Origin of the sequence: Streptomyces curacoi, assembly GCF_001513975.1 — a bacterium.
In the GTDB taxonomy this organism is placed as follows: domain Bacteria; phylum Actinomycetota; class Actinomycetes; order Streptomycetales; family Streptomycetaceae; genus Streptomyces; species Streptomyces curacoi.
This window is the reverse complement of the sequence record NZ_KQ947990.1, coordinates 25,746-47,091: the sequence shown is the minus strand read 5'-3', so window position 1 is coordinate 47,091 and position 21,346 is coordinate 25,746. Positions and strand designations below refer to the sequence as shown.

17 protein-coding genes and 1 pseudogene are annotated in these 21,346 nt (G+C 71.0%); 14 read left to right on the top strand and 4 right to left on the bottom strand.

Annotation, left to right across the window (positions count from 1 at the left end; translation table 11 throughout):
* Positions 1-50: 50 nt before the first annotated feature.
* Positions 51-2,138 (top strand): pectinesterase family protein, encoded by a 2,088-nt coding sequence (locus tag AQI70_RS23265; protein ID WP_062153210.1) that lies wholly within the window; start codon positions 51-53, stop codon positions 2,136-2,138.
* 66 nt (positions 2,139-2,204) lie between these two features.
* On the opposite strand, the gene AQI70_RS23260 is transcribed toward AQI70_RS23265, so the two are convergent.
* Positions 2,205-2,957, bottom strand: a complete 753-nt coding sequence (locus AQI70_RS23260; RefSeq protein ID WP_062153208.1) for a hypothetical protein — start codon at positions 2,955-2,957, stop codon at positions 2,205-2,207.
* Between the two features lie 338 nt (positions 2,958-3,295).
* Here AQI70_RS23260 and AQI70_RS23255 point away from each other — a divergent pair, with 338 nt between their 5' ends.
* Positions 3,296-4,078 carry a carbonic anhydrase gene (locus AQI70_RS23255; RefSeq protein ID WP_062153206.1) on the top strand — a complete coding sequence of 261 codons (783 nt, stop codon included), beginning with the start codon at positions 3,296-3,298 and terminating at the stop codon, positions 4,076-4,078.
* 28 nt (positions 4,079-4,106) lie between these two features.
* Here AQI70_RS23255 and AQI70_RS37680 read toward each other — a convergent pair.
* From AQI70_RS37680 to AQI70_RS23230, 3 genes and pseudogenes are all read right to left on the bottom strand, one after another.
* Positions 4,107-5,072 (bottom strand): annotated as a pseudogene (locus tag AQI70_RS37680) (ATP-binding cassette domain-containing protein); the annotation flags it as partial.
* The gene (locus AQI70_RS23235) at positions 5,038-6,258 is read right to left on the bottom strand and encodes an LmeA family phospholipid-binding protein (RefSeq protein WP_062153198.1); all 1,221 of its coding nucleotides are present in this window, start codon (positions 6,256-6,258) and stop codon (positions 5,038-5,040) included. The pseudogene AQI70_RS37680 and the gene AQI70_RS23235, both read right to left, overlap by 35 nt.
* Before the next feature lie 69 nt (positions 6,259-6,327).
* Entirely contained in the window at positions 6,328-8,148 is a 1,821-nt protein-coding gene (locus tag AQI70_RS23230; protein WP_062153196.1) for a bifunctional metallophosphatase/5'-nucleotidase, read from the bottom strand.
* Positions 8,149-8,303: 155 nt separating this feature from the next.
* Here AQI70_RS23230 and mshD point away from each other — a divergent pair, with 155 nt between their 5' ends.
* The 12 genes from mshD to pstB all read left to right on the top strand — a co-directional run bounded on the left by mshD (position 8,304) and on the right by pstB (position 21,121).
* Entirely contained in the window at positions 8,304-9,230 is a 927-nt protein-coding gene (gene mshD / locus AQI70_RS23225; RefSeq protein ID WP_062153194.1) for a mycothiol synthase, read from the top strand.
* A gap of 102 nt (positions 9,231-9,332) precedes the next feature.
* Entirely contained in the window at positions 9,333-9,719 is a 387-nt protein-coding gene (locus AQI70_RS23220) for a GntR family transcriptional regulator (protein WP_062154091.1), read from the top strand.
* Entirely contained in the window at positions 9,716-10,603 is an 888-nt protein-coding gene (locus AQI70_RS23215) for an ABC transporter ATP-binding protein (protein ID WP_062153192.1), read from the top strand. The genes AQI70_RS23220 and AQI70_RS23215 overlap by 4 nt, the downstream gene beginning before the upstream one ends.
* A complete protein-coding gene (locus tag AQI70_RS23210) occupies positions 10,600-11,598 on the top strand; it encodes a hypothetical protein (protein ID WP_062153190.1) in 999 nt (332 codons plus the stop codon). The genes AQI70_RS23215 and AQI70_RS23210 overlap by 4 nt, the downstream gene beginning before the upstream one ends.
* The gene (locus AQI70_RS23205; RefSeq protein WP_062153188.1) at positions 11,595-12,542 is read left to right on the top strand and encodes a hypothetical protein; all 948 of its coding nucleotides are present in this window, start codon (positions 11,595-11,597) and stop codon (positions 12,540-12,542) included. Before AQI70_RS23210 ends, AQI70_RS23205 begins: the two co-directional genes overlap by 4 nt.
* 314 nt (positions 12,543-12,856) lie before the next feature.
* Positions 12,857-15,094, top strand: coding sequence for an RNA degradosome polyphosphate kinase (locus tag AQI70_RS23200; protein WP_062153186.1), 2,238 nt, complete (start codon positions 12,857-12,859; stop codon positions 15,092-15,094).
* The gene (locus AQI70_RS23195; protein WP_062153184.1) at positions 15,075-16,199 is read left to right on the top strand and encodes a CHAD domain-containing protein; all 1,125 of its coding nucleotides are present in this window, start codon (positions 15,075-15,077) and stop codon (positions 16,197-16,199) included. The genes AQI70_RS23200 and AQI70_RS23195 overlap by 20 nt, the downstream gene beginning before the upstream one ends.
* Before the next feature lie 115 nt (positions 16,200-16,314).
* Complete coding sequence (locus AQI70_RS23190; RefSeq protein ID WP_062153182.1) at positions 16,315-16,737, top strand: NUDIX hydrolase; 423 nt, start codon at positions 16,315-16,317, stop codon at positions 16,735-16,737.
* 244 nt (positions 16,738-16,981) lie between these two features.
* A complete protein-coding gene (gene pstS, locus AQI70_RS23185) occupies positions 16,982-18,106 on the top strand; it encodes a phosphate ABC transporter substrate-binding protein PstS (RefSeq protein WP_062153180.1) in 1,125 nt (374 codons plus the stop codon).
* A 143-nt stretch (positions 18,107-18,249) separates the two neighbouring features.
* A complete protein-coding gene (gene pstC / locus AQI70_RS23180) occupies positions 18,250-19,257 on the top strand; it encodes a phosphate ABC transporter permease subunit PstC (protein ID WP_062153178.1) in 1,008 nt (335 codons plus the stop codon).
* Entirely contained in the window at positions 19,254-20,306 is a 1,053-nt protein-coding gene (gene pstA / locus AQI70_RS23175) for a phosphate ABC transporter permease PstA (RefSeq protein ID WP_062153176.1), read from the top strand. Before pstC ends, pstA begins: the two co-directional genes overlap by 4 nt.
* Before the next feature lie 38 nt (positions 20,307-20,344).
* Positions 20,345-21,121, top strand: coding sequence for a phosphate ABC transporter ATP-binding protein PstB (gene pstB, locus AQI70_RS23170; protein WP_062153174.1), 777 nt, complete (start codon positions 20,345-20,347; stop codon positions 21,119-21,121).
* The last annotated feature ends 225 nt before the right edge of the window (positions 21,122-21,346 follow it).

The following is a 21,346-nucleotide window of genomic DNA, read 5'->3' as shown; positions in this document are numbered from 1 at the left end:
CGGCGACCGAACCTCGGAGCAACCATCCCCCGCACGGAACGGATCGCCGCATGAGTGAACAGCCCGGAAAGGCACGTCACCGCAGAAACCGGAAGGCCCTGGCGGTCGCGGTCCCGCTCGCCCTGACCGCCGCCGGGACCATGGCCTACGGCACGGACCTCGGACTCCTCGGTGAGGACGCCCAGCGCACCGCGTCCGCCGCGACCACCGCCGCCCCCGCCTGGGCCACCGCCACCGCCGACGGCTTCGCGTCCGTCAACTCGCTCGGCCAGAACGGCACCTACGGCGGCCGGGACGGTCAGATCGTGACCGTGAAGACGCAGGCCGACCTGGAGAAGTACGCCACGGCCACGCAGCCCTACGTCATCGTCGTCGCCGGGACCATCAACATGAACCCGGTCGGCAAGGAGATCAAGGTCCAGTCGGACAAGACCATCGTCGGGGCCGGGACCACCGGGCAGATCGTCGGCGGTGGCTTCTTCCTCGGCCAAGGGGTCCACAACGTCGTCATCCGCAACCTGACCATCCGCGACTCGTACCAGGGCGTCTGGAACGACAAGGACCACGACTTCGACGCGATCCAGATGGACGGGGCCCATCACATCTGGATCGACCACAACGATCTGCGGCACATGGCCGACGGGCTCATCGACGTGCGCAAGGACAGCACGAATGTGACCGTTTCCTGGAACAAGCTGAGCGACAACAACAAGACCTTCGGCATCGGCTGGACCGAGAACGTCAAGACGGACATCACGGTCCACCACAACTGGTTCCGCGAGACCGAGCAGCGCAACCCGTCCACGGACAACGCCGCCCACGCGCACCTCTACAACAACTTCCTGGAGGACGTGGCCGGGACGACCATCAAGTCCTCCTACGGCAACTACTCGCGCGGCAGGACCAGGATGGTCCTGGAGAACTCCTACTTCCAGGGCATGAACAACCCGGTCACCAAGGACAGCACGGCCGCCGTCGTCCAGAAGGGCAACACGTTCGTCGGCACCAGCGGGCGCAACGAGAGCGGTGGTACCGCCTTCGACCCGAAGAGCTACTACGGCTACACCCTCGACCGGACGGCCGATGTGCCCGCACTGCTCAGGTCGGGGGCGGGGCCCAGGGGTTCCATAGGTACGACCGGTACGACCGGTACGACAGGTACGACGGCCGCCACCAAGGCCGCGACGACCCTCACCGTCGCCAAGGACGGCAGCGGCCAGTACTCGACCGTGCAGGCGGCCGTGAACGCCGTACCGGCGAACAACCCGTCGCGGGTCGTGATCGCCGTGAAGCCGGGCACGTACCGCGAGACGGTGAAGGTCCCCGCCAACAAGCCGCACGTCACCATCCAGGGCACCGGCGGCAGCCGTAAGGACACGGTGATCGTCTACAACAACGCGGCCGGCACGCCCAAGCCGGGCGGCGGCACCTACGGCACCGGTGGCAGCGCCACCGTCGCCGTCGAGGCGGACGACTTCCAGGCCCGCAACCTCACGATCACCAACGACTTCGACGAGAAGGCGAACCAGAACCTGAGCGGCCATCAGGCCGTCGCCCTGCGCACCGCATCCGACAAGGTGTTCCTCGACGGGATCATCGTCAACGGCGACCAGGACACCCTGCTGCTGGACACGGCGGCGAAGGACAGGCTGGGCCGGGTCTACATGACCAACTCCTACGTCGTCGGCAACGTCGACTTCATCTTCGGCCGGGCGACGGCCGTGATCGACCGGTCCGTCATCACCCTGAAGAAGCGCTGGAACGGCACGTCGGCCGGCTATGTCACCGCCCCCAGCACGGCCGCCGACCGCAAGGGCATCCTGATCGCCAACTCGACCGTCAACGGCGATGTGTCCGACCGGAGCTTCTACCTCGGCCGCCCCTGGCACGCGGGCGGCGACGCGTCCCTCGATCCGCAGACGACGGTCCGCAACACCAGCCTGAGCGCCGCGATCAGGACCGCTCCCTGGACCGACATGAGCGGCTTCTCCTGGAAGGACGACCGCTTCGCCGAGTACAGGAACACCGGCGCGGGCGCCGGTTCGGCCGGCTCCGACCGGCCCCACCTGACCGACGCCCAGGCCGCCGGGCAGGAGGTCGCGGACTGGCTGGCGGGCTGGACGCCCACCGCTTCCTGAGTCCTCGTCGCGCGAGAAGGCCCGGCGGGCACCTGCCCGCCGGGCCTTCGCCCCGCTCGACCGGGACTACTCCTTCGGTGCCTCCACGACCGGCCCGGACGGCGCCTGCGCGTCTACCGGCTTGCCGAAGTCGGAGTACACGATGTCCTGCATGTCGTCACGGGTGCTTTCCTGCTCCACGTAGTACGGCTTGCCCGTGGTCGCCACGTACCACGAGACCGACTCCCCCTTCGCCGACATGACGACCGGCACCACCTGCCGGCCGTTCACCGTGGTGACCTTCCCCTTGGTCGCCTTCTCGCTGAGCGTGTCGGGGGCGGCGAACTGCTCCTGGTGGCACCAGCTGGCGAAGCCCTTCATCAGCGGGTGGTCCTGCGTGCCGTGGAGCCACTTGTCGGCGGCGAGCGTGGTGCCCATCTCCGCGTTGAACCCCTTGGCGAGCGTCGCGTCGGGCTTGGCCCAGACGTCCTTGCCCTTGCGGATGACCTCGAAGGTGCCCTTCGCCATCTTGACGGAGCCGACGCATTCGGTGGCGGAGACCAGCAGATCGGTCTTGGTGTCGCCGCGCGTCAACTGCTCGCGGAAGGAGCCGGCTTCGGCGTTGGTCTTGTGACCCGTGTCGTAGATCTCCTTGGCGGAGAGCTTCTCGATTCCGTTCGGCTCGGCGGCAGGACTGGCCTCCGCGCCCTTCGACGGCGTGGAGCCGCCTGCGGACTCGGTGGCGTCGTCGCCGTTCTGACAGGCGGTGAGCGACACCAGCGCGGCGGTGCAGGCGAGCGCGGCGGCGGCGCGGCGGACGGTCAGGACATGCCTCTGCATGAGATTCCCCGTGAATGTGCGAGTGCGGATGAACGTGCGTTGATCATCTAAGCAGGGGGCTGTGACCAGCGGTTCCGGCCGGTCCCTCTGTTTGCAGGGAGCGCAAAGATCGGGGAAATGGGGAGGGGATGGTGAAAGAGCTGGAGAGGTATTCCGGTCGCCCGTGGGGTCCCGTAGGGCCGTCCAGGTCCCGGGGGCCGCTGTCGACGGGGAGAAGGTCAAGGCGGGTGCCGGAGAACACCAAGAGCAGACCAACGCTCGCTCATGAGTTCCCCGCGCCCGGCCATGATTCAGCAACGTGAACGTTCGGGCGAGGCTTCGAGCGTACGTTCCGGGCCGTGAACTCTGACAGATCCGTCGGCCCCGAGCCGACCACCTCCGCCCACAAGCGGTTCGCTCTCCCCTCGCTCGCCCGCCGCGCACTCCTGCGGGCCGGGCTGACCGGGGCCGCCGCACTGGGAACCACCGCCGCCCTCGGTACGGCCTCCGCCTCCGCCGCCCCGGCCACCACCCCCGCCGCCGGCTCCCGTCACCGCCCCAGTACCCCCGAGGAAGCCCTGCGGGAGCTCGCGGCCGGCAACCGGCGCTGGAGCACCTTCCGCGAGCGGCACCCGGACGAGTCGCCCACCGTGCGGCAGAGCCTGACGTCGAGTCAGCACCCCTTCGCCGTCGTCCTCGGCTGCATCGACTCCCGCGTCCCCCCGGAGCTGGTCTTCGACCAGGGCCTCGGCGACCTGATGACCGTGCGCTCCGCCGGCGAGGTCCTGGACGAGGCCGTGCTCGGCAGCGTCGCCTACGGCGTGCTCGAACTGGACATCCCCCTGGTGCTGGTGCTCGGGCACCAGTCGTGCGGCGCGGTGAAGGCCGCGGTCCAGGCGGACGGGACCGGCGGGCGGCTGCCGGCCCACATCCAGTACATCGCCGACGCGATAGCGCCGAACATAGACCGCACCAAGGAGGGCGACGCCCGCGTCGACTCGACCGTCGACGCCAACGTACGAGCCGTCCGCGCCCGCCTCGCCGCGGAACCGGACCTCGCCGCGAAGGTCGACGCCGGCAAGCTGGCCATCGTCGGGGCCCGCTATGACCTGACCACGCAGCGGGTGCGCCGGGTCGTCTGACGCCGTCACGTCCGGGGGCGCGGACCGCTCACCGCCTGAGGACGAGGGTGTCCTCCGTCAACGCCCCCGGCGTGGGCCCGGCCAGCCGCGCATACGCCCCGCCCCGCGCCACCGGCTCCGCGTGTGTGCCGGCCTCCATCAACCGGCCGCCGTCCACGACCAGCACCCTGTCCGCATCCGGCGCCAGGCTCGGATCATGGGTGATCAGGATCGTCGTACGACCGGACACCAGCCGCCGCAACGGCTGTACGACCTGACGGGCGGCCACCGAGTCGAGCCCGGCCGTCGGTTCGTCCAGGACCAGGACGGGAGCGGCCCGCAGCATCGCGCGGGCGATCGTGATCCGCTTCAGCTGACCGCCGGAGAGCGCGGCCGTGCCGGGGGCGATGCGGGTGTCGTGCCCTCGGGGAGCGCGGCGATGAAGTCGTGCGCCGCCGCCGCACGCGCGATGTCCGCGTCGCTCGCACCGGACCGGCCGCACTCGATGTTTTCGCGGATGGTGCCGTTGAGGAGGAGCGTCTCCTGCGGGAGCGGAGCGATGTTTCGCGCGACTTGCCGGCGCCGCTCGCGCCCGTGATGATCACCAGCTCGCCGGGGCGGCGGTGAAGGTCAGATCGGTCAGCGGCTCCCTGGCGGCGCCCGGGTAGCGGAAGGACACGCCGTGGAAGCCGACCCGGCCGCGCACCGGCCACTCGGGGACCGGCCGGGCGGGGTCGGCGACGGCCGGCTCGGCGTCCAGGATCTCGCCGAGGCGCTGGGCGCCGGCCGGGGCGGCGGTGAGGGTGAGGCTCAGCCGGCCGAGGTTGGGGACCGGCGGGTAGAGGTAGCCGAGGAAGGCGGCGAAGGCCAGGAGTTGGCCGAGGGCCATACGGCCGGCGGAGATCTCCCACCCGCCCGGACCGATGACCGCGAGCACGCACACCGCCTCGACCACCTCGACCACCTCGACGAGCCGGGCATCAGCGGGGGCGGCCGACCTCCAGCCCCGCACCTTCCAGCCGCACCCTTATCCCGTCCTTCTCCACCCGCACATCCCGCAGCCGCAGCGTGCCGCTCGGCGGCTCGGGCAGCCGGAAGCCCAGGGACAGCTGGTCGGTGAGGACCGGGCGGGTGAGGCGGGGCAGGGCGTCGAGCAGGGCCGGGTCGAAGCCGAGGAACTGGAGGAGTTCGGGGTGGTCGAGGGCCAGGTCGATGAGGTTGAGCTGCATCGCGCGGTGGGCGAAGCGCGGGGTGCCGGTCAGGGCGGCGAGCTTGTCCTCGTTGCGCAGGGCCTCGCGGACGGCGGAGTCGGGCACCCCCAGACGACGTACGACCGACGGGATCGACAGGAGCGCCTTCGCCTTGCGGGTCTCCTGGGCGAGGCGGGCCACCGAGCCGGGGCTCAGGTGCAGGCCCTCCGAGGCGCGGACGCCGGGGCGGTACGTGGCCAGGTCCCCGATGTCCAGGCGCATGCCGCCGATGTGCGTGGCGATGCCGCGGTCGCCCTCGCGCACGATGCGGGCCTCGGCGCGCAGGCGCAGGTCGTGCCCGGCGACCGGCAGGGTGCCGCGCGCCCGGACACGGTCGCGGCCCTCGCCCGTGAAGGTCACCTGGGAGGCGCCGAGTTCACGGTTGAGGTCCGCGAAGGAGAGGAGGACGTCGCCCTCCAGGTGGGGGATGTCGGCGCCGCGCACCGACCCGATGCCGTCGGTGTCCAGCCGTACGTCCCTCGCCGTCGCCGTCACCTGCGCGAGCGAGACCCGGTCGGCGGCCACGTCGGGCACCGTCACCTTCACCGAGTCGAGCCGCTCGTCGGTGAGCTGGGTGAGAAAGGGGAAGCCGCCGATCTCCACCTCGGGAGCCGCGGCCAGATCGAGGCGGTCCTTGAGCGCGTCCGCCGCCCTGCGCTCGGCATAGAGGAGGGCCCAGCGGTCGGCGAGGACGAGGAAGGCGGCGAGGACGACGAGGCCCACCACCGCCTTCATCGCGAGCGGAAGCCCCGTGAAGCGACCGCGCCGACGGCGGCGGCCGCCTCGGCGGTGGTTGGGCGGGGCCCAGGGATCGTCCAGGGCCGCCGCCTCGTCCCGCTCTTCCGGCACCTCGTCCTGGAGGAACCCGTCCAGCGGACTGTCGTCCAGGCGGCCGAGTTCCTCGTAGGGATTCGAATAGGGATGCGTCGTTATGTGGTGGGGGGAACGCATCGGTCCATCCGACCATGCGTACGCCCCCCACCCGCAACCCGAACCGGGGGTATGCGATCTAGCTCACGGTCACTGGCTGACGACCGTGATCCGGTTCGCCGCCGGCGGCGCGATCGGGTTCGCCGCCGAGGAGTTGGCCGTCAGGTACTTCTCCAGCACCGACAGGTCGTCCGCGCCGACCAGGTCGTTGGTGCCCTGGCCCAGCGTGGTGATGCCGTCGCCGCCGCCCGCGAGGAAGCTGTTGGTCGCGACGCGGTAGGTGGCCGCCGGGTCGATGGCCGCGCCGTTCAGCTTGACGGAGTCGACGACGATCCGGTCCGCGCCCGCCTTGGTCAGGTCCAGCGTGTACGTCAGGCCCGACGACGGCTGGAGGATCTTCGGCGCGCTCGCGTTCCCGCCGCTCACCTGCTCCTTGAGGATCTGGATGAGCTGGGCGCCGGTGAAGTCCTGCAGGTTCACGGTGTTGGAGAACGGCTGCACGGTGAAGCCCTCGGCGTAGGTGACCACGCCGTCGCCCTCACTGCCCTTGGCCGTGTAGGTGAGGCCCGCCCGGACGCCGCCCGGGTTCATCAGCGCCAGGTCCGTCTCCGGGTCCAGCTCCTTGCCGTACGCCAGCTGCGCGTCCGCGATGAGGTCGCCCATCGGGGACTCGGTGCCGGTGTTGGGGATGTCGGCGGAGATGTAGCCGATCGCGCGGTTGCCGATGGGCGCCGCGAGGGTGTTCCACTTGCCGATCAGCTCGGTCATGTCGGGCGCCTTGGGGACGTCCCGGGTGACCACGTGGTTCGCCGACTTCACGGACGTACGGGCGATGTCACCCGTCCAACGGTCGTACGTCAGGGTCGTGTCCGTGTAGAGGCGGCCGAAGGACGCCGCCGACGTCACCATGCGGGGCTTGCCCGCCGGGTCGTTGACGGTGCACACGTACGCGGCGTGCGTGTGGCCGGTGACCAGCGCGTCGACCTGCGGCGTGATGTTCTTGGCGATGTCGACGATCGGGCCGGAGATGCCGTCGCCCGCGCCCGGCGCGTCGCAGTTGTAGTTGTACGCCGTCGACGCCGGGGCCCCGCCCTCGTGGATGAGGGCGACGATGGACTTCACGCCCTGACGCTGGAGCGCCTTGGCGTACTTGTTGATCGTCTCGACCTCGTCCTTGAACTTCAGGCCCTTGACGCCGTCCGCGGAGACGACACCCGGCGTGTCCTCAAGGGTCACACCGATGAAGCCGATCTTGACGTCCCTCTTCTTCCACACCCAGTAGGGCTTGAGGATCGGCTTGCCGGTCTTCTCGTCGAGGACGTTCGCGGCGAGGTACGGGAAGTCCGCGCCCGCGAAGCCCTCGTCCGTGTAGCAGCCGTCCTTCGGGTGGCAGCCGCCGTTCTGGAGGCGGGCCAGTTCGCGCGCGCCCTCGTCGAACTCGTGGTTGCCGACCGAGGTGACGTCCAGGTCGAGCTTGTTCAGCGCCTCGATGGTGGGCTCGTCGTGGAAGAGGCCCGAGATCAGCGGGGAGGCGCCGACCATGTCGCCGCCGGCCGCGGTGATGGAGTACTTCTTGCCCTCGCGGGCCTGGCGCAGGTGCGTGGCGAGGTACTCCACGCCGCCCGCGTCGACGGTCTTGGTCGTGCCGTCGTGCTGGATCTCGGTGACCCGGCCGGAGGAACCGGCCGGCGGCTCCAGGTTGCCGTGCAGGTCGTTGAAGGACAGCAGCTGGACGTCCTGGTAGCGGCTGTAGGTGTGACCGCCGCCGTGCTTCTCGGAGGTCTCGTCCGCGGTCGCCGTCGCGGGGAGCGCCGCGGCCAGCGTGCCGGCGGTCACGAGCCCGGCCGCTCCGGCGAGGAGAAGATGAGTACGGCGTCTGCGGCGCTGATGCGCCTGGGACTTGGCTGGCATACGCCCCCCTGTGGGTCGAAAGTGACATGGCCCCGTCGGGCGCAGCCTAGAGTCAACGCGCGTAGCGCGACAGAGGGTTCATGGTTACTTTCTGGTTTCCCTTTGCCCGCTCCTTTGCCGCCACTTTGCGGGACGCTCCCCGTACCCTCATACGCATGACCAGCGACGACACCGCACACCCGGTCCCCTCCCGCTCCATCGCGACCTACGCCGCGCTCTCCCCGGAGCAGACCGACGCCGTCCTTGAGCTGCTGGCGGACGCCGCCCGCAACGACGGGCAGCAGGCGGTCTCCGAGCAGGGCCGGCTCCAGCTGCGCGGTGGCGAGCGCGAGGGCGTCTCGCATCTGCTGCTGACCGTCGACGGCGAACTCGTCGGCTACGCCCAGCTGGAGGACACCGACCCGGTGGAGGCCCCGGCCGCCGAACTGGTCGTCCACCCCTCGCACCGCGGCCACGGCCACGGCCGCGCCCTGGGCTCGGCCCTCCTGGCCGCCTCCGGCAAGCGGCTGCGGGTGTGGGCCCACGGCGGCCACTCCGCCGCCCGGCACCTCTCCCAGGTCCTCGGCCTCACCCTCTTCCGCGAACTGCGCCAGATGCGCCGCTCGCTGGCGGACCTGCAACTGGCGGACCCGGTGCTCCCCGAGGGCGTGACGGTCCGCACCTTCGTGCCCGGCCAGGACGACGCGGCCTGGCTCGCGGTGAACGCCGAGGCCTTCGCCCACCATCCCGAGCAGGGCTCCCTCACCCAGCGCGACCTCGACGACCGCAAGGCCGAGCCGTGGTTCGACCCCGCGGGGTTCTTCCTCGCGGAACGGCAGGGCGAACTCATCGGCTTCCACTGGACGAAGGTGCACGCCACGGAGGGCCTCGGCGAGGTGTACGTCCTCGGCGTCCGGCCGGGCGCGCAGGGCGGCGGTCTGGGCAAGGCCCTGACGACGATCGGGCTGCGGCATCTGGCGGCCCAGGGGCTGCCCACGGCGATGCTCTACGTCGACGCGGACAACAAGGCGGCGGTGTCGGTGTACGAGCGGCTGGGGTTCGTGACGTACGAGACGGACCTCATGTACCGCACGGAGACCTGAGGAAAATCGGCACATAACTCCCCTAAGGGGCGGCGATCTTGACGCCGCCCCTTCTTTCCACCACCCTTTCACTACTCAATTAGTGAAAGGGTGGTGGATCGGGTGGTCGAGTACCGCATCGACCGGCGCTCCGGCGTCGCCACCTACGTGCAGATCGTCCAGCAGACCAAACAGGCCCTGCGCCTGGGCCTGCTGGAGCCGGGCGACAAGCTGCCCACGGCCCGCGAGGTCGTCGAGGCCACCGCCATCAACCCGAACACCGTCCTCAAGGCCTACCGCGAACTGGAACGCGAGGGCCTGGTCGAGGCGCGCCGAGGGCTCGGCACGTTCGTACGGCGCGGCCTGAGCACCGCCCCGGCCGACTCGCCCCTGCGCACCGAGCTGGACGCGTGGGCCGTGCGGGCCCGCGAGGCCGGTCTGGACCGCGACGACGTGGACGCCCTGTTCACTTCCGTACTCGAAACGCACTTCAAGGGGGACGCGTCATGACCGAGACCGCCATCGAGGCGGCGGCGCTGAGCATGAGGTTCGGCCGGCGCCGCAGGCCCGCGCTGGACGGCTGCGCCTTCCGGCTCCCGGCGGGCAGCGTGTGCGCCGTCGTCGGACCGAACGGCGCCGGCAAGTCGACCCTGCTCTCCCTCGCCGCCGGACTCCTGCGCCCCACCGAGGGCACGGTCACCGTCCTCGGCCAGGCCCCGGCGACCGCGCGCGAGCGACTGGCGTACGTCGCCCAGGACAAGCCCCTGCACCCCCAGCTCACCGTCGCCGACACCCTGCGGCTGGGCCACGAGCTGAACCCCCGCCGCTGGGACGCCGCCGTCGCCGAGCGGATCGTCGCCGAGGGCGACCTCGACCCGGCCGCCAAGGTCCGCACGCTCTCCGGCGGCCAGCGCACCCGGGTCGCGCTCGCCCTCGCCCTCGGCAAGCGCCCCGAACTGCTGCTCCTGGACGAGCCGATGGCCGACCTCGACCCGCTCGCCCGGCACCAGCTGATGGCCGCGCTCATGGCCGACGCCGCCGAGCACGGCACCACGGTCGTCATGTCCTCGCATGTCGTCGCCGAACTGGACGGCGCCTGCGACCACCTCCTCCTGCTCGGCGCCGGCCGCGTCCGCCTCGCCGGCCCGCTGGACGAACTGCTCGCCGCGCACACCCTGGTCACGGGCCGGGCCGACGCGTCCCTGGCCGCGCACACGGTGGTCGAGTCCCGTACGACAGGCCGTCAGATCACCGCGCTGGTACGGCCCGAAGGGCCCCTCGGCGACGACTGGCAGACCACGGCCCCCTCCCTGGAGGAGCTGGTCCTCGCCCATCTGCGCGCCCCCGAGGCACCGGCCCTGCGCCTCGACGACGCGCGGGAGGCCGCCGTATGACCGCCGTGACCCTTGAGACGTCCACCGCCGCCGCGCCCTCCCGGGGCCCGCGCGGCCTGCTCTGGGCGATGCTGCGGCTGCACTGCTCGGCGCTGTGGTTCTGGGCGCTGCTGATGGCCGTCGGCGTGGGCACACTGCTGTGGGCGTACGGTCCGGGCGCGGACGCCGCCTGGGCCGAGTACCGCAAGGTGGGGTGCGGCGGGACGGCAGCGGACCTGGGCTGCGACTTCACCGTCCCCGCCTACAGCCGGTACGACACGGCCGTCGGCATCGGCGCCGGAATCCTCGGCCTCGTACCGTTCCTCGCCGCCGCCTGGGCGGGCGGCGCGCTCATCGGGCGCGAACTGGAAAGCGGGACCGCCCAGTTGGCGTGGACGCAGTCGGTCTCCCCGGCCCGCTGGCTGGCCGCCAAGCTCGCCGTCCCGGCCGCCCTGCTCACCGCCGGCTCGCTCGTGCTCACCCTGCTGCACCGCATGCTGTGGTCCTCGGACGGTGTGCTGCGGATGGCGATGACCTCACGCGAGTGGCACCACGGCATCACCTTCCAGGCCAACGGCACCCTCGCCACCGCCTACGCCCTCCTCGGCCTCGCCGTCGGCGTCCTGGTGGGCCTGCTCCAGCGCCGGACCCTGCCCGGGCTCGCCATCGCGACCGCCGCCCAGATGGCCCTCATGGCCGTGACCGTCGCCCTGCGCCCGCACCTGTGGCCGGTCGAGACGCTCACGGACAAGGACGAGTACCCGCCGTTCATCGGCATGGTCGTCGGCGACGGCGCGCTCACCTCCACCGGCGCCCGCATCGAGGACCCCATCTGCGTCGACAACGCCAAGTGCCTCGCCGAGCACGACATCGTCGGCTTCTACCGCGACTACCACCCGTCCTCCCACTTCTGGCCCCTGCAACTGGTGGAGACGGGCATCGTCCTCGCCGTCGCGGGGCTCGCGGTCCTCGCCGCCTTCCGGCTGCTGAACCGCCGTACCGGAGCCGCCGTATGAGCACCGCACTCCCCGCCACGGCGGCCCCCACCACCGGCCGGCCACCCCGCGGCCCCCGCGGCCTGACCTGGACGGTCCTGCGGCTGCACCGCACGGCGCTGATCGTGTGGTGCCTGGCCCTGGCCGCCGCCACGGCCGTACTGATCTGGATGTACGCCATCGGCGACGAGGCGCGCAGGGGCATGAGCGGGTGTGCCACGCCGGCCACGGACGGTCTGCCCTCCTGCGCGGCGGTCGACGCGATCACCGCCGACGAGACGTACAGCGCCTTCCTCGGGCTGATCACCACGAGCCTGTCGTACGTGATCTTCCCCGTGGCCGCCTGGGCGGGCGGCGCGCTCATCGGGCGGGAGCTGGAGAGCGGCACCGCCCGGCTGGCCTGGACCCAGTCCGTCACCCCGGCCCGCTGGCTGGCCGCCAAGCTCGCCGCCCCGGCCGTCGTGCTCACCGCCGGCACCGGCGGGCTCCTGCTGGTGAACCTGTGGGCACGGCAGGACGACGACCCCAACCTGGTCGGCGACTGGTACCTGCCGGACGTCTTCCTCGCCACCGGCCCGACCGCCGTGGCCTACCCCCTCGCGGGCCTCGCCCTGGGCGCGCTCGCCGGGCTGCTGTGGCGCCGCGCCCTGCCCGCCGCCGGGGTCGGCTTCGCGGTCACCCTCGCCCTCTACAACGTGCTGGAGCGCTACCGCGACCGCCTCTGGCCGACGGCCACCCGCAGCGAGCAGGGCGAATTCGAGCTGCCCCGCTCGGCCTGGCAGCAGGACTGGGACATCACCTGGGGGCGGTATCCCGGGGAGGGCACCCCGGTGTCCACCAGCGCGACCTTCCACCCCCGGTCCCATTACTGGCCGCTCCAGTACGTCGAGACCGGCATCGTCCTCGCGGTGGCCGCCGCGGCGACGCTCGCCGCCTTCCGGCTGCTGCGCCGCCGTATGCCCTGAGACCCCGGCTGAGACCTCCGGGCTGAGACCTCCGGACCGCACGTCCCTCCACGGGGGGAGGGACGTGCGGTCCGGACGACCACCGGGTGACCTGGACGCCCGCGAGCCGCCCCCCGCTATCCCACACGCCATGTCTCCGTAACCATCGGTTCAGACGGGCTTGCGACGCTCGGCCAATGACGCCCGTCGTGCCAGAGCCTTCGCCACCCTCGGAGGGGAGCGCGAGCAACGGGGACGCCCGACGCCTCGCCACCGCGCTCCCACCCGCGCTTTCCGACGCGCCCGTAAGCCTGGACGCGCGGAACAATGGGCATATGAGCCAGTCCACGAACGCCCAGGCGCAGGTCCAGCACGCGCAGCCCTCCGTAGGCTCCATCGCCGCACACCGCCCCCACACGGTCAACTCGGCGGTGGTCTCCGAGCTGGAACCCGACATCGATGCCGACCTCGACGCGTACGAGGTCACCCAGGTCGACGGCGTCCAGCTGCCCCAGGGCCGCTTCCTGGACCGCGAACGCAGCTGGCTCGCGTTCAACGAGCGCGTCCTCGAACTCGCCGAGGACCCGAACACCCCGCTGCTGGAGCGGGCGAACTTCCTGGCGATCTTCGCCAGCAACCTGGACGAGTTCTTCATGGTCCGCGTGGCCGGTCTGAAGCGCCGGATAGCGACCGGTGTCGCCACCCGGTCCGCGTCCGGCCTCCAGCCCCGCGAGGTCCTGGAGATGATCTGGGCCCGCTCCCGCGAGCTGATGGCCCGGCACGCCGCCTGCTACCACGAGGACGTGGCTCCCGCACTCGCGGAGGAGGGCATCCACCTGGTCCGCTGGAACGAGCTGACCGAGAAGGAGCAGGCCCGCCTGTTCACCCTCTTCCGGCACCAGATCTTCCCGGTCCTGACCCCGCTGGCGGTCGACCCGGCGCACCCCTTCCCGTACATCTCCGGGCTCTCCCTGAACCTGGCCGTGCGGGTACGCAACCCCGTCACCGGCACCCCGCACTTCGCCCGCGTCAAGGTGCCGCCGCTGCTGTCCCGCTTCCTGGAGGCCTCCCCGGGCCGGTTCGTCCCGCTGGAGGACGTGATCGCGGCCCACCTGGAGGAGCTGTTCCCGGGCATGGAGGTCCTGGAGCACCACGCCTTCCGCGTGACCCGCAACGAGGACCTGGAGGTCGAGGAGGACGACGCCGAGAACCTCCTCCAGGCCCTGGAGAAGGAGCTCATGCGGCGCCGCTTCGGGCCGCCGGTGCGCCTGGAGGTCGAGGAGAACATCAACCAGGAGGTCCTGGACCTGCTGGTGCGCGAGCTGAAGATCAGCGAGGCCGAGGTGTATCCGCTGACCGGCCCGCTCGACCTCACGGGCCTCTTCCGCATCGCCTCCATCGACCGGCCCGAACTGAAGTACCCGAAGTTCGTCGCGGGCACCCACCGCGACCTCGCCGAGGTCGAGTCGGCGTCCGCGCCGGACATCTTCGCCGCCCTGCGCAACCGGGACGTCCTCCTCCACCACCCGTACGACTCCTTCTCCACCTCCGTGCAGGCCTTCCTGGAGCAGGCGGCCGACGACCCGGACGTCCTCGCGATCAAGCAGACCCTGTACCGGACCTCCGGCGACTCCCCCATAGTCAACGCGCTCATCGACGCGGCCGAGGCCGGCAAGCAGGTGCTGGTGCTGGTCGAGATCAAGGCCCGCTTCGACGAGCACGCCAACATCAAGTGGGCGCGCAAGCTGGAGGAGGCCGGCTGCCATGTGGTGTACGGCCTGGTCGGTCTGAAGACCCACTGCAAGCTGTCGCTCGTGGTCCGCCAGGAGGGCGAGACGCTACGGCGCTACAGCCACGTCGGCACCGGCAACTACCACCCGAAGACGGCCCGGCTCTACGAGGACCTGGGCCTGCTGACGGCCGACCCGCAGGTCGGCGCGGACCTGTCCGACCTCTTCAACCGCCTGTCGGGCTACTCGCGCCGCGAGACCTACCGGCGTCTGCTGGTGGCTCCCAAGTCCCTGCGCGACGGCCTGATCTCGCGGATCAACAAGGAGGTCCAGCACCACCGCGCCGGGCGTCCCGCCTACGTCCGCATCAAGGTCAACTCGATCGTCGACGAGGCGCTCATCGACGCCTGCTACGGCGCGTCCCAGGCGGGCGTCCCGGTCGACATCTGGGTGCGCGGCATCTGCGCGGTCCGCCCGGGCGTGCCGGGACTGTCGGAGAACATCCGCGTCCGCTCGGTCCTCGGCCGCTTCCTCGAACACTCCCGGGTCTTCGCCTTCGGCAACGGCGGCGAACCCGAGGTGTGGTTCGGCAGCGCCGACATGATGCACCGCAACCTCGACCGTCGGATAGAGGCCCTGGTCAGGGTCACCGACCCGGCTCACCGCGCCGCGCTGAACCGGCTCATGGAGACCGGTATGTCCGACACCACCGCGTCCTGGCACCTCGGTCCGGACGGCGAGTGGACCCGGCACGCGACGGACGGGGACGGCCAGCCCCTGCGCAACGTCCAGGAGATGCTCATAGACGCCCGGAGGCGCCGGCGTGGCACAGCAACACCTTGAACCGACGGACCCCACGGCCGGGACGGTCACCGGGGACGCCCTCGCGGGCTACCTGCGCGCCCAGGCCACGGAGTTCCTCCGAGCCCTGCGCCTGCACCGGGAGACCGGCGGCGACGGGGGCGCCCCCGCCCGGGCCAGGTCACGGGTGGGGGACAACGGCTCGGAGCAGTCCGTCGACGCGGCCCGGGCGCTGCGCCGCTCGGCCCGCCGCATCAGCGCCAGCCTGCACACGTTCCGCCCCTTGCTGGACACCGACTGGTCGGAGTCCATCCGCCCGGAACTGGCCTGGCTCTCGGGCACGCTCGCCATGGAACACGCGTACGCGGCCCGCCTGGAACGCCTGCTGCTGGCGCTGCACCGGCTGTCGGGGGCGGCGGTACTGCCGACGCAGTCGGGGGCTGTCGACGCCGCCGGCGTGACAGGTGCCGCCGATGCCCCGGCCGCTCCCGGCCTGGCCGTTTCCGCCGGCCCCCCGGAGCGCGGCAACCTCACGGTGGGCGCGGCCAAGGCGGGTGCGCTGCTCGAACGCCAGCTCACCCTCGCCCGGACCCGGGCTCACTCGACGGCGCTGCAGGCCCTGGGATCCAGCCGCTTTCACGCCGTGGCCGACAACATCGCCTTACTGGCCAGCGAGGTCCCCCTGACCCCCGCCGCGGCCACCGCCGACCTGCGCCCCCTCGCGGCCGCCGCCGAGGAGCGCCTCACCGACGCGGTCGCGGCGCTCCCCCTGGTCACCGCCGGCCACCCCTACAACGCGGAGGCCCTGATCCACGGCCTGTCCCCGGACCCGGCCCCGCATCCGCAGGACGCCCCCTGGCACCAGGTCCGCCTGCTGCTGCGCCTGCACCGCTACGCCCGCGAGGTCCTCCACGGCGACGACGCCCGGGTGGACGTACGCATGCTGACGGCCGGCCAGGCCCTCAACCGGCACCGCGACGCCTCCGAGGCCGCGGGAGCCGCGGCCCAGGCCGCCCGCACCCCGCGCATCGCCCCGGCGACGGCGTACGCCCTCGGCGTGCTGCACGCCGACCAGCGGCACGAGGTGGAGGCGGCGCGGTTCGCGTTCCAGCAGTCCTGGCAGAGGCAGACGGTGGGCACGCCGTAGGCGCCCGCAGGCGCCCACAGGCACTCGTCGGCACCGTCGGCCTTCCTCGGCCCCTGTCCGCCCCCGTCCGCCCTCGTCGGCACTCGTCGGCACACCTGAAGGAGGCGTACTCCCGGTGACTCACGCGAAGGACCTCACCGTCCACGCCGCCGGCTGCGTCCTGTGGCGCCGTTCGCCGGTCCACGGTGATGTGGAGATATGCCTGATCCACCGGCCGAAATACGACGACTGGTCCCACCCCAAGGGCAAGCTGAAGCGCGGCGAGGACGCCCTCGCCGGTGCCCTGCGCGAGGTCGAGGAGGAGACGGGGCACACCGCCCGCCCGGGCGCCGAGCTGCCGACGCTGCGGTATCCGGCGGCCGGCCGGCCCAAGGAGGTCCGCTACTGGGCCGCCCAGGCCGGCCCCGGCACGTTCACCCCGACCGCCGAGGTGGACCGCCTGCTGTGGCTCTCCCCCGCGGCCGCCCGGCGCCTTCTGACCCAGCCGAGGGACCGGGATCTGGTCGACGCCCTGCTGGAGTCGCTGCGCCCGGCATAGTCCGCACCAACCCCCCACAAAGCCTCGGAATGCGCCCGTGTCCTCAACGTGAGCGTTCCGTGACCTCACCGCACTGTCCCCAGGGGTTCACCCCTCGTTCATTTACGCCCATCGGCGCCTTCACCTGTCCTGCCTAATTTCGGCCTTACGCGGTGCGGACCGCGCCGAGAGGACGTCTCCGCATCACCCACTCTTCGCACGCCGCCGGATTCAGGACGGCGGCTCCTGGAAGGAACTCCCTCAAGTGAAGCTTCAGCGCAAGAACCGGCGGGCTCTGGCTCTCGGCGCTCTCGCCGTCTCCGGCGCCCTGGCCCTCACGGCGTGCGGCTCCGACGAGACCGGCAGCAGCACCGGCGGGGACGCGACGGGCGCCGCCAGCTCCAACATCAAGTGCGACGACGCCAAGGGCCAGCTCCTCGCCGACGGCTCCTCCGCGCAGAAGAACGCGATCGACGCCTGGGTCGCGCAGTTCACCGCTGCCTGCAAGGACGTGCAGATCAACTACAAGGCCGGCGGCTCCGGCGCCGGTGTGACCGCGTTCACCCAGGGTCAGGTCGCCTTCGCCGGTTCCGACTCCGCGCTGAAGCCGGAAGAGGTCGAGGCGTCCAAGAAGATCTGCTCCGGCGGCCAGGGCATCAACCTGCCGATGGTCGGCGGCCCGGTCGCGGTCGGCTACAACCTCCAGGGCGTCGACAACCTGGTCCTGGACGCCTCCACGATCGCCAAGATCTTCGACAGCAAGATCACCAAGTGGAACGACCCGGCGATCGCCAAGCTGAACCCCGACGCCAAGCTGCCCAACCTCAAGATCCAGGCGTTCCACCGCTCGGACGAGTCCGGCACCACGGACAACTTCACCAAGTACCTGATCGCCACGGCCAAGAAGGACTTCCCGTACGAGGGCGGCAAGGCCTGGCAGGCCAAGGGCGGCCAGTCCGCTCCGCAGTCCTCCGGGGTGGCCCAGCAGGTGAAGCAGACCAACGGCGCCATCGGCTACTTCGAGCTGTCGTACGTCAAGGACAACATCAAGGCGGTCAAGCTCGACACCGGCGCCGCCGAGCCGGTCGAGGCCAACATCGAGAACGCCACCAAGGCCATCGCCGCCGCCAAGCGCGTCGGCACCGGCAAGGACTACGCGCTCGAACTGGACTACAACACCAAGACCGAGGGTGCCTACCCGATGGTCCTGGTGACGTACGAGATCGTCTGCGACAAGGGCAACAAGGCGGAGACCCTGCCTGCCACCAAGGCGTTCCTCAACTACATCGCCTCCGAGGACGGCCAGAAGATCCTCACGGAGAACGACTACGCCCCGATGCCGACCGAGATCATCACCGAGGTCCGCAAGACCATCGAGGGCCTGAGCTGACCTGAGTGCGGTCCGGTCCGGGGCCCGAAACCCCGGACCGGACCGCATCGTCCGGTGCACCGCCGCCCGGAGCCGTCGCCGATCGCGTACGGCTCCACCGAGCCGCCGCAGACCGTGTGCGGCTCCGCAGACCGGAGAACCCGATGGACATATCCACGAAGAGCACCCAAGCACCTCCCCCCATCCCACAGCCCAAGGTGACCGAGCAGAAGCGCGCGGCCCGCGGCGCCACCCGACCCGGCGACCGGATCTTCCTCGGTCTCTCCCGCGGGTCGGGCATCCTGCTGCTTGCGGTCATGGCAGCCATCGCGGCCTTCCTCGCCTACCGCGCCTCACTCGCCATCAGCAAGGACGAGGGCAACTTCCTCACCACCTTCGAGTGGAACACCGGTGCGGTCCCGCCGGTCTTCGGCATCGCCGTCCTGGCCTTCGGCACGATCGTCTCGTCGATCATCGCCATGGTCATCGCGGTCCCGATCGCCGTCGCCATCGCGCTGTTCCTCACGCACTACGCCCCGCGCAGGCTGCGCGGTCCCATCGCGTACGTGATCGACCTGCTCGCCGCCGTGCCGTCCATCGTCTACGGCCTGTGGGGCGCGATGATCCTCGTGCCGTACCTGACCGGCCTCTTCGGCTGGCTGGACGCGTACCTCGGCTGGACCGGGATCTTCTCCTGGGAGGGCGGTGCCCCCCGCTCGATGCTCACGGTCGGCATCCTGCTCGCGATCATGATCCTGCCGATCATCACCAACGTGAGCCGCGAGGTCTTCCGGCAGGTCCCGCAGATGCACGAGGAGGCGGCCCTGGCGCTCGGCGCCACCCGCTGGGAGGTCATCCGCATGGCGGTGCTCCCCTTCGGCCGCTCCGGCGTGATCTCCGCCTCGATGCTCGGCCTCGGCCGCGCGCTCGGCGAGACGATGGCCGTGGCCACCGTGCTCTCCCCGGACTTCCTCATCCACGGCAGCCTGCTCGACCCGGGCGGCGGCACCTTCGCCCAGAACATCGCCAGCAAGTTCAGCGAGGCCACCGAGTTCGGCCGTGACGCGCTGATCGCCTCCGGTCTGGTCCTGTTCGTCATCACCCTGCTGGTCAACGGCGCGGCCCGCGCGATCATCGCCCGCCGCAAGGAGTACTCGGGGGCCAACGCATGAGCACCGCCATCGCCGACAAGCGCCCCAGCACCCTGCGCGGCGCCCGGCTGCCGAAGTGGGCCCCGTGGGCCATCGCCGCCGGATCCATCGCCCTCGGCCTCGGCATCAGCGCCGCCGCCGGCCTGCACAGCGACATCCAGTGGGCGCTGATCGCCGCGCTTCTCCACATCCTCGGTACGTACGTCATCGCCGCCCGGGTCGAGAACCGCCGCCAGGCCAAGGACCGCGTCGTCACCGCGCTGGTCTGGGTCGCCTTCCTGCTCGCCGTGGTGCCGCTCGCCTCCCTGGTGTGGTCGACCGTCCAGCGCGGGGTGAAGGTCCTCGACGGCTACTTCCTGACCCACTCGATGGGCGTGGTCCCCGACTCCCAGCCGGGCGGCGGCATCTACCACGCCATCCTCGGCACCCTGGAGCAGGTCGGCCTCGCCACGCTGATCGCCGCGCCGATCGGCGTACTCACCGCGATCTACCTGGTGGAGTACGGGCGTGGCAACCTCGCCCGGGCCGTCACCTTCTTCGTCGACGTCATGACCGGTATCCCGTCGATCGTCGCCGGTCTGTTCATCCTCAGCCTCATGCTGATGTTCGACATGCAGCCCTTCGGCTTCGCCGGCTCGCTGGCCCTGGCGATCCTGATGATGCCGGTCGTCGTCCGCTCCACGGAGGAGATGCTCAAGCTCGTCCCGAACGAGCTGCGCGAGGCGTCCCTGGCGCTGGGCGTGCCCAAGTGGCGCACCATCCTGAAGGTGGTCCTGCCCACCTCGATGGGCGGAATCACCACCGGCATCATGCTGTCCATCGCCCGTATCACCGGTGAGACCGCACCCGTACTGCTGCTGGTGTTCGGCAGCAAGTTCATCAACGCCAACCCCTTCGAGGGTGCGCAGGCCTCGCTGCCGCTGTACATCTACCAGCAGTACGGATCCGGCGAGACCCCGGCGTACGACCGTGCCTGGGCGGCGTCCCTCACCCTGATCGCCTTCGTGATGATCCTCAACCTGGTGGCCCGCGGGATCGCCCGCTGGAAGGCCCCGAAGACCGGTCGCTGACGCGGCCACAGCGACTGAATCCTGGAAGTGAAGTAGACATGGCCAAGCGAATCGACGTCAGTGGGCTCACCGCCTACTACGGCTCCCACAAGGCGATCGAAGACATCTCGATGACGGTCGAACCGCGCTCGGTGACGGCCTTCATCGGCCCCTCCGGCTGCGGCAAGTCGACGTTCCTGCGCACGCTGAACCGGATGCACGAGGTCACCCCCGGCGGTCGCGTCGAGGGCAAGGTGATGCTGGACGACGAGGACCTGTACGGCGCGGGCATCGACCCGGTGTCGGTGCGCCGCGAGGTCGGCATGGTCTTCCAGCGCCCGAACCCCTTCCCCACCATGTCGATTTTCGACAACGTGGCGGCGGGGCTGCGCCTGAACGGCAACTACAAGAAGAGCGAACTGCAGGACGTCGTCGAGAAGTCCCTGAAGGGCGCGAACCTCTGGAACGAGGTCAAGGACCGCCTGAACAAGCCCGGGTCGGGCCTGTCCGGCGGCCAGCAGCAGCGTCTGTGCATCGCGCGGGCGATCGCGGTGGAGCCGAACGTCCTCCTCATGGACGAGCCCTGCTCGGCCCTGGACCCCATCTCCACCCTCGCCATCGAGGACCTGATCGGCGAACTGAAGGAACGCTTCACGATCGTCATCGTGACGCACAACATGCAGCAGGCGGCGCGTGTCTCGGACCGTACGGCCTTCTTCAACCTCGCCGCCGTCGGCCAGCCCGGCAAGCTGATCGAGATCGACGACACGGAGCGCATCTTCTCCAACCCGTCGGTCCAGGCCACGGAGGACTACATCTCGGGCCGCTTCGGCTGATCCGCCGCCCGACGATGTGAACCCCTCGCGGTGCTGCATGGCGGTGCCACCGCGAGGCAGATAAAGGGCCCGCCCCCTGACTCCCAGGGGGCGGGCCCCTGTCTGTACGCAGCGCGGGTGCCTCCGGCGGTGGGGGGGCCTGTGGGGGTGCGGGTGCGATGCCTGCGGCGGCCTGTGCGGGTGGGGTGGGGGTGCGCGTAGCGCCTGCGGTGCGGTGGGTGGGTC

Bases quoted from the DNA above. Each gene is read 5' to 3' on its own strand.
- AQI70_RS23215 (WP_062153192.1), top strand. From the start codon at position 9,716: ATGACCGAGACCGCCATCGAGGCGGCGGCGCTGAGCATGAGGTTCGGC.
- AQI70_RS23260 (WP_062153208.1), bottom strand. From the start codon at position 2,957: ATGCAGAGGCATGTCCTGACCGTCCGCCGCGCCGCCGCCGCGCTCGCC.
- AQI70_RS23205 (WP_062153188.1), top strand. From the start codon at position 11,595: ATGAGCACCGCACTCCCCGCCACGGCGGCCCCCACCACCGGCCGGCCA.
- mshD (WP_062153194.1), top strand. From the start codon at position 8,304: ATGACCAGCGACGACACCGCACACCCGGTCCCCTCCCGCTCCATCGCG.
- pstC (WP_062153178.1), top strand. From the start codon at position 18,250: ATGGACATATCCACGAAGAGCACCCAAGCACCTCCCCCCATCCCACAG.
- AQI70_RS23265 (WP_062153210.1), top strand. From the start codon at position 51: ATGAGTGAACAGCCCGGAAAGGCACGTCACCGCAGAAACCGGAAGGCC.
- pstA (WP_062153176.1), top strand. From the start codon at position 19,254: ATGAGCACCGCCATCGCCGACAAGCGCCCCAGCACCCTGCGCGGCGCC.
- AQI70_RS23200 (WP_062153186.1), top strand. From the start codon at position 12,857: ATGAGCCAGTCCACGAACGCCCAGGCGCAGGTCCAGCACGCGCAGCCC.
- pstB (WP_062153174.1), top strand. From the start codon at position 20,345: ATGGCCAAGCGAATCGACGTCAGTGGGCTCACCGCCTACTACGGCTCC.
- AQI70_RS23235 (WP_062153198.1), bottom strand. From the start codon at position 6,258: ATGCGTTCCCCCCACCACATAACGACGCATCCCTATTCGAATCCCTAC.
- AQI70_RS23230 (WP_062153196.1), bottom strand. From the start codon at position 8,148: ATGCCAGCCAAGTCCCAGGCGCATCAGCGCCGCAGACGCCGTACTCAT.
- AQI70_RS23210 (WP_062153190.1), top strand. From the start codon at position 10,600: ATGACCGCCGTGACCCTTGAGACGTCCACCGCCGCCGCGCCCTCCCGG.